The sequence below is a fragment of the Vreelandella hamiltonii genome, assembly GCF_014651795.1.
In the GTDB taxonomy this organism is placed as follows: domain Bacteria; phylum Pseudomonadota; class Gammaproteobacteria; order Pseudomonadales; family Halomonadaceae; genus Vreelandella; species Vreelandella hamiltonii.
Map to the genome: position 1 here is coordinate 65378 of NZ_BMXO01000017.1, position 12161 is coordinate 77538.

A 12161-nucleotide genomic window follows, 5' to 3' on the forward strand; every position below is an offset into this window, starting at 1 on the left:
AATTGAAAAGGCAATTTGACGATATGAATAAGACAGGCGATAAAAGAAATGTTTGGTCACCAGTGATGACCCCCTTTATGTCAGATCTTTCCACTGACGACCAGCGCTTTGTAGAACACTGTCAGTGGCTGCTTGATAATCATGTCGGATTAGCCATCTTTGGTACAAACTCAGAAGCCAACTCTTTACCATTGGCTGAAAAACAGCGCCTTATCAAGCTATTGGTAGCCTCCGGTATTCAGGGGACAGACCTTATGCCCGGTACGGGTAGCTGTAACCTTGAGGATACCGTATCTCTCACGCGAACCGCCGTTGAGGCAGGGTGCTCTGGGGTACTCATGTTGCCGCCTTTCTATTACAAGGGTGTCTCTGACGAAGGCTTATTCAACTATTTTTCTCAAATTGCCGAGCGGGTCAACGACAGCCGCCTGCGTATTTATCTTTATCACATTCCGCCGGTTGCCCAAGTGCCGCTCTCCATCGAGCTGATTGAGCGCCTACGCCAACGCTATCCAGGTGTGTTCGTTGGCATTAAGGACAGCGGGGGAGATCGGGCATTTACCCAGTCCTTGATCGAACGCTTTTCATCAGAGGGGTTTGAGGTGTATGCGGGTAGCGAGCGTTTCCTGTTAGATACGTTACGCGCCGGTGGCGCGGGATGTATCAGCGCCACTGCCAACGTAAACCCCAAAGCGATTTCTGAACTAGGTGCCACTTGGCAGAACAGCGATGCCGATGATCAGCAGCAAGCCCTTAATCGAATACGTAGTGCGTTTGAAGGCTTTCCGATGATACCTGCCATGAAAGCAGCAAAGGCTCAGGCAACAGGACACGATGGCTGGTGTCTCGTTCGTCCACCGCTTGTGAATCTGAATGATGCCGCTAGAAATGACCTTCAAAAAGCCCTAGCTGAGGAAGGTTTTGCAATGGGCACAACGGGAAGGAGCGTATCGGAGTGAGCTTTCTAACGCGCAGAGCGCTTTCGAAAATCCGTAATCTACATGATGTCGAAAGATTGGCCCGGCGCAAGTTGCCACGGCCGATCTTTGGCTATATCGATCATGTGGCGGAAGATGGCAGAACTCAGCGAGCCAACCTGACTGCTTTTGATGCATACAGCTTCTTACCTAAAGCCTTCGTCAATGTCTCACAAATTGATCTGCAAGCTGAGCTGTATGGCAAACGCTACGCGGTACCTTTTGGTATCGCCCCTATGGGTATTAGCTCGCTATCGGCCTATCAGGGGGATCTGGTACTCGCTCGCGCCGCCGCGGTTCGCAACCTTCCGATGATTATGAGTGGGTCATCGTTGGTGCCCATGGAGGAAGTGGCAAAGGTCGAAGGAGCCGATTGGTTCCAGGCCTACCTGCCAGGAACACCGGAAGGCATCGAAGCTTTGATTGAGCGCATTAAGCGGGCCGGTTTCAAAAAGCTCGTAGTAACGCTCGATTATCCCGTGCCTCCCAATCCGGATAATCTTCGCCGGTCGGGGTTTTCATCACCTCTTGAACCTAGCCTCAGGCTCGCGTTCGATGGCTTGATACGCCCTGATTGGCTGTGCAATACCTTCCTACGTACGTTATGGAAGCATGGTATGCCCCATTTCGAGAATAATCACGCTGAACGTGGTGCGCCGGTAATCTCTCGTAAGGCGGCAAGGGATTTCTCTGGACGTCGCCATTTTGACTGGAGTTATCTCGACCTGGTGCGACGCCTGTGGCCAGATACCTTGATCGTTAAAGGCATTCTTAACCCAAACGACGCGGTGCGCGCCCATCGGGCGGGTGTGGATGGCATTATCCTTTCCAATCATGGTGGACGTCAGTTGGACTCGACCATCTCTCCCTTGCAGGTGCTGCCAGAGGTGAAACACCGCATCAGCAATATCCCCATTATGATCGACAGCGGTTTCCGGCGGGGGACGGATGTGATCAAGGCACTAGCGCTAGGAGCCGACTTCGTGTTCGTGGGGCGCCCCTTTAACTATGCTGCGGCCTGCGCAGGCCAAGCGGGCGTAGAGCATGTTGCGGATCTGCTGCAGCGTGAAATAGAACGGGATATGGCCCTGTTAGGCCTTACCAGCCTTTCTCAGCTTGATCCCTCCTGCCTTTACCAGCCAACCATAAATGGGTTGGAACAGCCTTTGGTTAACGCCGTACCTGTTGCTGAAGAGGTTAACTCATGATTATTAACGATATTAAAGCAACAGTGCACTATCACGACGTGCAGGTGCCGGGCGTTGTTGAGTCCGTAGAGAGGCGTATTTTTGTATATGTAGAAGTTTTCACCGATGAAGGGTTGGCCGGCTTTGGGTTAACTGGCGCGATGCTTCCCTGGGCCGTGAAAAGCTGCATTGACCATCATCTGGCTCCTGCGCTCATCGGTAAAAATGCGCTGCATCGTGAGGCAATTCACAGTTATGTTTGGCATCACTTAAATACCCGCGGTTATACCGGCGTGATATCCAATGCGTTGTCAGCCATCGATATCGCCTTATGGGATCTGGCGGGCAAGCGCACTGAGCAATCAATACATGAATTATTGGGTGGTTATCGAGATTGGGCACCGACTTACGCTACCTTTGGTTACCCCTCGCTAGATGATGACCAGTTGGTGGCCCAGGCGAAGCATTTTATTTCAGATGGGCATCGTATTCTTAAGATGGTGGTAGGAGGAAACCCCAATCGAACTTGGCAAGATGATGCCCGTAGAGTTCAACTGGTGCGTGAGGCCATTGGCGAGGATATCGGGCTGATCATAGACGCAAATTGTCGCTTTGATCCCGTGGAAGCTCGCTATTTAGCCACGGCTGTCGAACCCTGTAATTTACTGTGGTTCGAAGAGCCCTTGCATGTCAACGATGTAGATGCACTCCGAGATCTACGTGCCTCTGTCAGAGTGCCTATTGCGGTTGGACAGATGGAAGGCCATCGTTTTCGCTATAGGGATCTTATTGCCAGTCGTGCAGTTGATATCATCCAACCTAATGTGATTTACAATGGGGGCTTTACCGAGTCGCTCAAAGTGGCGCACATGGCTCAGGCATTCAACATGCCAATGTCTAATGGAGGAGGCTGGCCAATTTTCAACATGCATTTATTGTGTAGCGTAATGAATGGAGGGGCAGTGGAGTTTCACTATGGTATTTGGCAGGTAGGGAAGCACTTCTTTACTGGAACACCAGAACTAGCAGAGGGAATTATGCGGCTTACTGGAGAACCTGGTTTGGGCTTCACTCCCAACCATGATGCCCTAGCGGCAGCCCAGGTGGATGAACCACGCCAATTGTTGTCAGAAAGCCACGATGCCCATGGGTACCGAACAGGTGCTTGATCTTATGATAAATAAGGTCCCATTAAGGGCAGGAACATTCACAACCTAAACCCCTCCACAATGTGCTCTGCGAGGCTATCGATGATCGGTGACTGGGTCTGGGAAGTGCGTTGCAGCACGATGGAAGCCTCGGGCAGGGCAGGGTAGCCCTCCTGTTTGCCAAGAATCAGCATGTCGGGAGTAACCAGGCTGTGCATCCAGGCAGAAACGGCCAGCCCGGCGCCGACCACGGCCTGCAAGGTGGCCAGGCTGGGGCTACTGTAAGCCACGCGATAGGTCTTGCCCGCGCGGTCCAGCGCATGACAGGCGTGGCGGCGGCAGAAGCAGGGAGCTTCGAACATGGCCAATGGCACCGGCGTTTGTAGATGGATGGCGTGGTCAGCGGCGGCTACCCAGACGGTCGTCTCGCGTCTTAGCAGCGTGCCGATCTCATCGCCTACCTCCCGGGTCATGATGATCAGGTCGAGGCTGTCCGGGGGCTGTCGCGAAAGCACCGATGAAGGGGCGCAGTGCACCTCGACATCCACCAGCGGCCATGCCTGGGAGAAGGTCTTCAGGATCCCCGGTAGAAAGCGCATGACGTAGTCGTCGGGCACGCCCAGACGCACACGACCCACCATATCGGGCTGGCGCAAGAGCGTCAGCGCCTCCCCCTGTAGCGAGAGAATCTTGCGCGCATAGCTCAGCAGCGTATGGCCTTCGCTGGTCAGCAGTAGCTGCCGATTCTGGCGAACGAAGAGGGGGCGTTGAATGACATCCTCTTCCAGGCGCTTCATCTGCATGCTTACCGCCGACTGGGTGCGGTTGACCGTCTGCGCCGCGCGGGTGAATCCGCCCTGGTCGACAATCGCCACAAAGGTGCGCAGCAGTTCATGATCGATGGTCGGTAACGTTGCCATGAGGTATCAATCTGCTTGATGTTATGAATAAGAAGTATTCGTTGGATTGATTTTAGGCGCTCTTTGATACTTCTTCCACACCCAGAAGGAGAGATCGACATGGAGCGCATCATGACCTGTGTAAACGAGCGTCACGCACTATCAGAGCGGCAGCCGGACGTGGTGGAACGCCGCCGCACCCCTTGGCGGGTCAGGCTGGCGCGATGGCGGCAACTGCGTCGCGAGCGCTATGCACTACAGCAGCTCAACGATGACCTGCTCAAGGACATTGGCTTGAGTCGTGAAGTCGTGCAGCGTGAAGCCAGGCGCCCTTTTTGGGATGATCGCGGCTGGCGTCGTTAAAACAACGTTTATCAAATTTGGTTAATGCACCAATAGTGGGCAAAAAAAGTGCGACTTTAGTCGAGTTGCAGCCGGTTTTTTGCCCATACCGAACCGGCATAGGGTATGCAGAAAAACGCCGTCACAGTTAAATACCGTCATGCGCTGGCCAGCATAACGACAGTCTCATTACGGTAACGGTACGACGCCATGCCCTACGTTCATGACACCCTTGCGCGGCTAGCCAAGAGTAGCCCTGCCCAAACCGAGTTCTATCAAGCCACCGAGGAAGTGCTCGAGTGCTTGCGCCCCCTGTTCGAGCGCTCGCCGCACTATCATCAGCACAGTATCATCGAGCGTATGATCGAGCCTGAACGGCAGATCATGTTCCGCGTCAGTTGGCTGGATGACAAAGGTAGGGTGCAGGTCAACAAAGGGTATCGAGTGCAGTTCAACTCGGCCTTGGGGCCTTATAAAGGGGGGCTGCGGTTTCATCCCAGCGTGACCGCAGGCACCATCAAGTTTCTGGGGTTCGAGCAAATCTTCAAGAACGCGCTGACCGGCCTGGCGATTGGCGGCGGCAAGGGCGGCGCGGACTTCGACCCCAAGGGCAAGTCGGACAACGAGATCATGCGCTTCTGCCAGTCGTTCATGACCGAGCTGTACCGCCACGTGGGGCCCCATAGCGATGTGCCCGCCGGCGATATCGGCGTGGGCGCCCGCGAGATTGGCTATCTGTTTGGCCAGTACAAGCGGCTGACCGGGCGTTACGAAGGGGTGCTGACCGGCAAAGGGCTGAATTGGGGCGGCTCGCTCGGGCGCAAGGAGGCCACCGGCTACGGCGCGGTCTACTTTGCCCAGAACATGCTGGCCGCCCGAGGGGAGAGTCTGGCAGGCAAGACTTGCCTGGTGTCCGGCGCGGGCAACGTCGCCATCTATACCATCGAAAAGCTGCTGGAACTCGGTGCGCTACCGGTGACCTGCAGTGATTCCAAGGGCATGATTCACGACCCGCGAGGCATCGACCTGGGGCTGCTCAAGCGTCTGAAGGAGGTCGAGCGTGTTTCTCTGGAAGCTTATCTGCACGAGCACCCTGAGGCACACTATGTGGCGGCACGGGATTACCCCGCCGATGGCCATGCCGTATGGCGTCTACCGGCGCAGGTAGCGTTTCCTTGTGCCACCCAGAACGAATTGACCGAACAGGATGCCCAGGCGCTGATCGCCAACGGGGTGAGCTGTATCAGTGAAGGGGCCAACATGCCCTCTACCAAGGCGGCAGTGGAGCGCTTTATTGCCGCCAGGCTCGCCTACGGCCCTGGCAAGGCCGCCAACGCCGGTGGCGTGGCCACGAGCCAGCTGGAAATGGCCCAGAACAGCAGCATGGAGCAGTGGTCGCTAGCGAAGGTCGATGACAAGCTCAAGCGCATCATGGCCGATATCTATCAGCAGTGTGCTGACACGGCAGAAGAGTTCGGCGAACCCGGTAACTTGGTGCTCGGTGCCAACATCGCAGGCTTCCGCAAGGTGGCCGATGCCATGATCGAGCAGGGCGTTACCTGATCATGTCGGTGGCCTGGTCGATTGAGTTACCGGGTCACTTTAAATAAGCTATCCTGCATGTAGCGGATATCCACAGTCCTTTCCCTTTGGGGAAGGGCTGTTTTTTATGGTCGGTATCATCAAGGAGAGAGACCATGGGGCAGCGTCCTCCAATCATCATCAACCGTCTCGATGCAGAGCGTCTGCAGCGACTGATCGATCAAGCACCGGAAAAGGATCAGATGGTGGCGGAATTGCTCGAAGAAGAGCTGCTGCGCGGTGAGGTGCTCGACCCGCAGGACATTCCTGATAACGTCGTGAGCATGAATAGCCAGATCCGCTTCACCGACCTGACCCGTGGGCGGCAAATGATCCGCACGCTGGTCTATCCCCATGCGCTGGCCAGCGTGGAAGACGGTATTTCCGTCATGGCGCCGATCGGAGCCGCGCTGATTGGCCTGAAGGTGGGCGATGTCATCGAATGGCCGCTACCCAATGCCACCGACGTGAAGCTGCGGGTGGATGCCATCTTCTGGCAGCCCGAGCGGGAGAAGCAATTCCACCGCTAGGGCGGTCTCGGGCGCGCAAGCCATGCCAGCACAGGTGCTTTGTGGTACCGTGTCGGCACCTCGAAGGCTGCATGAGCTGGTTGCACGTTATGGATGTCAAACAACGGATTATTGCGCGCCTGGCGTCAGAGCTGGGCGTACGACCTGAACAAGTCCTGGCCACGGTGGAATTGCTGGATGGCGGTGCCACCGTGCCCTTCATCGCCCGCTACCGCAAGGAAGTGACCGGCGCGCTGGACGATACTCAACTGCGCCAGTTGGATGAGCGCCTGCGTTACCTGCGCGAACTGGAAGAGCGGCGCGAAGCCGTGCTGGCGGCCATCGATGAACAAGGCAAGCTGGACCCCGCGCTCAAGGCCACCATCGAGGCCGCCGACACCAAGCAGCGCCTGGAAGACCTCTACCTCCCGTTCAAGAAAAAGCGCCGCACCAAAGCCCAGATTGCCCGGGAAGCCGGTCTCGAACCTCTGGCGGATGTGCTGCTGGCCGACCCCACCCTCGACCCGGAAAACGAAGCGGCACGCTACCTGCGCCCGGCAGAAGGGGAAGTACCGGCCATCGAAGATGCCAAGGCCGCCCTCGACGGTGCCAAGCAGATTCTGATGGAGCGCTTTGCCGAAGACCCCGAGCTGATCGGCCAGCTGCGTGAGCGGCTCTGGCAGGAAGGCGAGCTGAGCGCCCGGGTGCTGGAAGGCAAGCAGCAGGAAGGCGCCAAGTTTTCGGATTACTTCGAGCACGACGAAAAACTCGCCAAGGTGCCCTCGCACCGGGCGCTGGCCATGTTCCGTGGCCGCAACGAAGGGATTCTGGGGCTGGCCATTCGCTTGCCCGGTGAAGAAGACGCCCCGGTGCATCCTGCCCAGGTGGCCATTGCCCGTCAGGTCGGTATTCGCGATGAAGGGCGCCCGGCCGACAAGTGGCTGGGCGAAGTGGTGCGCTGGACCTGGCGTGTCAAACTCTACACCGCACTGGAAACCGAGCTGCTGGGCCGCCTGCGCGAACAGGCCGAGCAGACCGCCATCGATGTCTTTGCTGCCAACCTGAAAGACCTGCTGCTGGCGGCCCCGGCGGGGCAGAAAGTCACCCTGGCGCTGGACCCCGGCCTGCGTACCGGCTGCAAGGTAGCGGTCATCGATGCCACCGGTCAGTTCATCGACCAGGCCACCATTTACCCCCACGCTCCCCAGAACCGCTGGAGCGAATCGCTGGAGGTGCTGGCGCGGCTGGTCAAGCAGCATCGCGTGCAGCTGATTGCCGTGGGCAACGGAACCGCCAGCCGTGAAACCGACAAGCTGGCCGGGGAACTGGTGAAGGCGCTGGCGCCCGCGCAGTCGCTGAGCAAGGTCATGGTGTCGGAGGCCGGGGCATCGGTGTACTCGGCGTCGGAATACGCGGCCCGTGAGCTGCCCGACCTCGACGTCACCATCCGGGGGGCAGTCTCGATTGCCCGCCGCCTGCAGGACCCGCTGGCCGAGCTGGTGAAGATCGAGCCCAAATCCATCGGGGTAGGCCAGTATCAGCACGACGTCTCTCAGGTGCAGCTCTCGCGCAGCCTGGAAGCCGTCATCGAAGATTGTGTGAACGCGGTGGGCGTGGACCTCAACACGGCCTCCAGCGCATTGCTCTCCCGAGTGGCTGGCTTGAGCGCCGCGATGGCCGAAAACATCGTCGCGCAGCGCAACCTGCAGGGTGCCTTCAAAAGCCGCAAGGAGCTGCTCGGCGTCAGCCGTCTGGGGCCCAAGACGTTCGAACAGTGTGCCGGTTTCCTGCGCATCAGCAATGGCGACAACCCGCTGGATGCCAGCGCCGTCCACCCAGAGGCCTATACTCTGGTCGAGCGCATCGCCAAGCAAAGCGGGCGTGACCTCAAGGGCCTGATTGGCGACAGCGCCACCCTCAAGGCGCTGAAGCCCGCCGATTTCGCCGATGAGCGCTTCGGGGTGCCCACCGTCAGCGACATTCTCAAGGAGCTGGACAAGCCAGGCCGAGACCCGCGCCCGGAGTTCAAGGCGGCGGAGTTCCGCGAAGGCGTGGAAACGCTCAAGGACCTCACCCTGGGCATGGTGCTGGAAGGCACGGTGACCAACGTGACGCACTTCGGCGCGTTCGTGGATATCGGGGTTCATCAGGATGGCCTGGTGCATATCTCGGCCTTGTCCGAGCGTTTCATCGACGACCCGCGCAGCGTGGTCAAGGCGGGCGACATCGTCACCGTCAAGGTGATGAGCGTCGATATTCCCCGCAAGCGAGTCGGGCTTTCCATGCGTCTCAGCGATGAACCAGAGCAGCCTGAACAAAGCGGTAGCCGCGCCGCTCAGGAGCCGCGCAATCCTGCGCGCAGCAGCCGGCAATCGGGCCAGCGCCAGGGGCAGCAGCAGGGCAATGCACCGGCGGCCATGGGCGCCCTGGGTGCTGCGTTGTTGAAGGCCAAGCGGGGCAAATAGTCGCGTGTCTTGAAAAACACAGGGTTGCCGCCATATCCTGCCCACTATTCCCTATCAGGTAGGATACAGCTCATGGTCACGCCCGCCGGTTTCCACAAGGCCTGCGTCATGCAGGCCTTATCAACAAGGAGTGTTCACCTTGTCTGAACCACTCACGGTGCCTACGTCGCTGACCGCTCAGGTCGAGCGCCTGCTCCCCAGCGCCCGTCTGGGTCGTTTGGGGCGGCTGCGTCGCGGGCTAGAAAAAGAGGGGCTGAGGGTCGATGCGCAGGGCCATATCGCACAGACCCCACACCCCCAGGCGCTGGGCTCCAAGCTGACCCACCCGCACATCACCACCGACTACTCCGAAGCGCTGCTGGAGTACATCACCCCGGTGTATTCGGAACCCAAGGAGGCTCTGGCCTTCCTGTCCGATCTGCATACCTTTACCTATCACCACCTCGATAACGAGTGGATCTGGCCTGGCAGCATGCCTTCCCGGCTCTCCGGTAACGACAGCGTGCCGATTGCCGACTACGGCAGCTCCAACGTGGGCACCATGAAGCACGTTTACCGCAAAGGGCTCGACGTGCGCTACGGGCGGATCATGCAAGCCATTGCCGGGGTGCACTACAACGTCTCGCTGCCTGAAGACATGTGGTACGCCCTGCGCGAGATGGAAAAAGCCACCCACGTACCGTTCAACGACTACCGTTCGACGCGCTACTTTGGCTTGATTCGTCACTTCCGTCGCCATAGCTGGCTGCTGCTCTATCTATTCGGTGCGTCTCCCGCCGTGGACAAGAGCTTCCTGCCCAGCGGGCAGGTGCCGGACAAGCTGCAGCCGCTCGGTGACGATACTTATATCGCCCCCTACGCTACCACGCTGCGCATGTCCGACCTGGGGTATCAGAACAAGGTCCAGTCGCAGCTGAAAATCTGCTTCAACTCGCTCTCCAACTACGTCAACACCCTGCGCCATGCGATTTCCACACCGTGGCCCGATTATGAAGCGCTGGGCGTTCGGCAAGGCGATGAGTGGCAGCAGCTCAATGCCAATATTCTGCAGATCGAGAACGAATACTACAGCGATATTCGCCCCAAACGCGTGGCGCGGCACAACGAAACCCCGAGCCAGGCACTCGAAGCTCGTGGCGTCGAATACATCGAAGTGCGCTGTCTGGACCTCAACCCCTTCGATCCGCTGGGCGTCACGGAAGTGCAGATGCGCTTCGTCGACACCTTCCTGATGTGGTGTCTGCTCAGTGACAGCCCCTGGATTTCCGATGAAGAGTGTGACCGCCTGGATGACAACCGTCGCCTGGTGGTGGAGCGTGGGCGTGACCCTGAGCTGCGTCTCGTGCGTCAGGGGGAATCGGTGACGCTCCCCGAGTGGGGCGAGCAGATCTTCGCGGAAATGGCCGAGGTCGCTCGGCTGCTGGACGCCGTGGAAGACGACGCCCCCCATGCGGCCGCCCTGGCGGCGCTACAGCCCCGTTTGCGCCAGCCCGAGCTGACGCCCTCTGCGCAACTGCTGGCGAAGCTGCAATCCGGCAACGGCTCGCTCAGCGAGACTCTGCTGGGCATGGCCCAGGAACAGGCAGAGGCCTTGAAGAGCACCCCCATGCTGCGCTCACGGGAAGCGCTGCTGGCACAGCTCATCGACACCTCGCACCAGCAGCAGCGTGATATCGAAGCCGCGGATCAAGAAAGCTTCAGCACCTTCCTGGAAACCTACTTCACCAAGGCGCGGGAATCGCGAGCGCTATCGGCCATTACACCTGAGGATGGGCAATGACCTCATCAGCTATTCGTCCGGTCGCGCTACTCGGCGTCGCCTTTTGTATCCTGATGATGGCCGTGGCGCTAGGACTGGAGCACATTGGCGGGCTGGAGCCTTGCCCGCTGTGCATCTTCCAGCGTGTCGCGGTCATCGCCGCCGGGCTAGTGCTGGCCGTGGCTGCCATCCACAACCCCCGCGGCCGTTTCGGCAAGGGGCTATATGGCGTGCTCAGCCTGGCGGCGGTGGGTACCGGGGCGTTCATTGCAGGCCGCCATGTCTGGCTACAGGGCCTGCCCGCCGATGAAGTGCCCAGCTGTGGCCCCGGCCTGGAATACATGATGGATATTCTGCCCATGCAGGACGTCGTGGCCATGGTGCTCACCGGCTCCGGCGAGTGCGCGGAAATCGATTTCATGCTGCTGGGGCTGTCGCTGCCTGGCTGGACGCTGGTCGGGTTCGTCATTCTCGCCCTGGTGCCGTTACGTATGTTATGGCTGGCCGTGACGGGGCAGGGTACGTTAGCCAAGCGTTGATTATTCAAGGCACACTCGGCAGTATCAAGGAAATCGTGCCCGCCTGCATTGACAGGGCTAGAAGGAACAGCGAGTCTAGCCCTGATGAAGGCGGCTATCAGCAAGGAGAAGCCCCATGCTCGAAGATTGCAAAAATGCCCTGGAGCGCTGGGGGGGCGTACACAGCCTGATCGACCGCTGGCTGGATCAACGGCGCGCACTACTGGTCAGCTTCATTGAGCTCAAGGAAGCCTGCGATGCGGAACTCGAAGCCGTCAGCAAGGCTCGCATCGACACCTTCAGCGAGCTGCTGATGGATTACATCAGCGCGGGCCACTTCGAGATCTACCCCCAGTTGGCCGAAGAAGCCAAGGCCTTCGAAGATGAAGGAGCCCTGCAAATCGCGGCCCTGTTGCTGGAAAGGCTCGAAATGTCTACCGCCATGGTGCTGGAGTTCGACGAAGACTTCGCCACCTCGGTACGCTGCCAGCAAAACCTGGCCCGGCTGCCCGCCTGGATCGACCGACTCGCCAAAGGGCTCACCGAACGCTTCGCCCTGGAGGACCAGCTCATCGCACGCCTCCACGCAGCCCACAGCCCCCAACAGATCAAATCTCCCGCTTAATGCCGCGCCCCTGTAGCGCGGCGTAACGAAAGAGCGAGAGCAACGAGCGAAAGAGGCACCCGCAGCGGCGGCCCGGCGCGAAGGCGGCGCCAGCCGCCCCGATAGTGCCACCGAACCGACCGCACCCTCGAATCACAAAACGCCACCACCA

At 59.0% G+C, this 12161-nt stretch carries 11 protein-coding genes; 10 read left to right on the plus strand and 1 reads right to left on the minus strand.

Features of this window, described 5'->3' with window-relative positions; translation table 11 throughout:
- Positions 1 to 23: 23 nt before the first annotated feature.
- From IE061_RS15405 to IE061_RS15415, 3 genes are read left to right on the plus strand one after another with little or no spacing between them, the layout of a single operon-like run.
- The gene (locus IE061_RS15405; RefSeq protein ID WP_193461996.1) at positions 24 to 959 is read left to right on the plus strand and encodes a dihydrodipicolinate synthase family protein; all 936 of its coding nucleotides are present in this window, start codon (positions 24 to 26) and stop codon (positions 957 to 959) included.
- Positions 956 to 2185, plus strand: a complete 1230-nt coding sequence (locus tag IE061_RS15410) for an alpha-hydroxy acid oxidase (RefSeq protein WP_230478485.1) — start codon at positions 956 to 958, stop codon at positions 2183 to 2185. Before IE061_RS15405 ends, IE061_RS15410 begins: the two co-directional genes overlap by 4 nt.
- Positions 2182 to 3333 (plus strand): mandelate racemase/muconate lactonizing enzyme family protein, encoded by a 1152-nt coding sequence (locus IE061_RS15415; protein ID WP_193461997.1) that lies wholly within the window; start codon positions 2182 to 2184, stop codon positions 3331 to 3333. Before IE061_RS15410 ends, IE061_RS15415 begins: the two co-directional genes overlap by 4 nt.
- 38 nt (positions 3334 to 3371) lie before the next feature.
- Here the strand turns inward: IE061_RS15415 and IE061_RS15420 are convergent, their stop codons facing one another.
- Positions 3372 to 4232 (minus strand): LysR substrate-binding domain-containing protein, encoded by an 861-nt coding sequence (locus IE061_RS15420; protein WP_193461998.1) that lies wholly within the window; start codon positions 4230 to 4232, stop codon positions 3372 to 3374.
- A gap of 111 nt (positions 4233 to 4343) precedes the next feature.
- Between IE061_RS15420 and IE061_RS15425 the strand changes: the two genes are divergently transcribed.
- From IE061_RS15425 to rsd, 7 genes are all read left to right on the plus strand, one after another.
- Entirely contained in the window at positions 4344 to 4574 is a 231-nt protein-coding gene (locus IE061_RS15425) for a DUF1127 domain-containing protein (RefSeq protein WP_230478486.1), read from the plus strand.
- 189 nt (positions 4575 to 4763) lie between these two features.
- Entirely contained in the window at positions 4764 to 6116 is a 1353-nt protein-coding gene (gene gdhA / locus IE061_RS15430; protein WP_189463859.1) for an NADP-specific glutamate dehydrogenase, read from the plus strand.
- A gap of 134 nt (positions 6117 to 6250) precedes the next feature.
- Positions 6251 to 6664, plus strand: a complete 414-nt coding sequence (gene rnk, locus IE061_RS15435) for a nucleoside diphosphate kinase regulator (protein WP_039183820.1) — start codon at positions 6251 to 6253, stop codon at positions 6662 to 6664.
- Positions 6665 to 6753: 89 nt separating this feature from the next.
- Positions 6754 to 9108 (plus strand): Tex family protein, encoded by a 2355-nt coding sequence (locus tag IE061_RS15440; RefSeq protein WP_193462000.1) that lies wholly within the window; start codon positions 6754 to 6756, stop codon positions 9106 to 9108.
- A 139-nt stretch (positions 9109 to 9247) separates the two neighbouring features.
- Complete coding sequence (gene gshA, locus IE061_RS15445; RefSeq protein ID WP_193462001.1) at positions 9248 to 10888, plus strand: glutamate--cysteine ligase; 1641 nt, start codon at positions 9248 to 9250, stop codon at positions 10886 to 10888.
- Positions 10885 to 11406 carry a disulfide bond formation protein B gene (locus IE061_RS15450; protein ID WP_016913317.1) on the plus strand — a complete coding sequence of 174 codons (522 nt, stop codon included), beginning with the start codon at positions 10885 to 10887 and terminating at the stop codon, positions 11404 to 11406. The genes gshA and IE061_RS15450 overlap by 4 nt, the downstream gene beginning before the upstream one ends.
- 115 nt (positions 11407 to 11521) lie before the next feature.
- A complete protein-coding gene (gene rsd / locus IE061_RS15455) occupies positions 11522 to 12010 on the plus strand; it encodes a sigma D regulator (RefSeq protein ID WP_193462002.1) in 489 nt (162 codons plus the stop codon).
- Positions 12011 to 12161: the final 151 nt, after the last annotated feature.

What these genes read in the sequence shown, in the direction of transcription:
- gdhA (WP_189463859.1), top strand. Translation starts at nt 4,764, where the DNA reads ATGCCCTACGTTCATGACACCCTTGCGCGGCTAGCCAAGAGTAGCCCT.
- rnk (WP_039183820.1), top strand. Translation starts at nt 6,251, where the DNA reads ATGGGGCAGCGTCCTCCAATCATCATCAACCGTCTCGATGCAGAGCGT.
- IE061_RS15415 (WP_193461997.1), top strand. Translation starts at nt 2,182, where the DNA reads ATGATTATTAACGATATTAAAGCAACAGTGCACTATCACGACGTGCAG.
- IE061_RS15440 (WP_193462000.1), top strand. Translation starts at nt 6,754, where the DNA reads ATGGATGTCAAACAACGGATTATTGCGCGCCTGGCGTCAGAGCTGGGC.
- IE061_RS15425 (WP_230478486.1), top strand. Translation starts at nt 4,344, where the DNA reads ATGACCTGTGTAAACGAGCGTCACGCACTATCAGAGCGGCAGCCGGAC.
- rsd (WP_193462002.1), top strand. Translation starts at nt 11,522, where the DNA reads ATGCTCGAAGATTGCAAAAATGCCCTGGAGCGCTGGGGGGGCGTACAC.
- IE061_RS15450 (WP_016913317.1), top strand. Translation starts at nt 10,885, where the DNA reads ATGACCTCATCAGCTATTCGTCCGGTCGCGCTACTCGGCGTCGCCTTT.
- IE061_RS15405 (WP_193461996.1), top strand. Translation starts at nt 24, where the DNA reads ATGAATAAGACAGGCGATAAAAGAAATGTTTGGTCACCAGTGATGACC.
- IE061_RS15420 (WP_193461998.1), bottom strand. Translation starts at nt 4,232, where the DNA reads ATGGCAACGTTACCGACCATCGATCATGAACTGCTGCGCACCTTTGTG.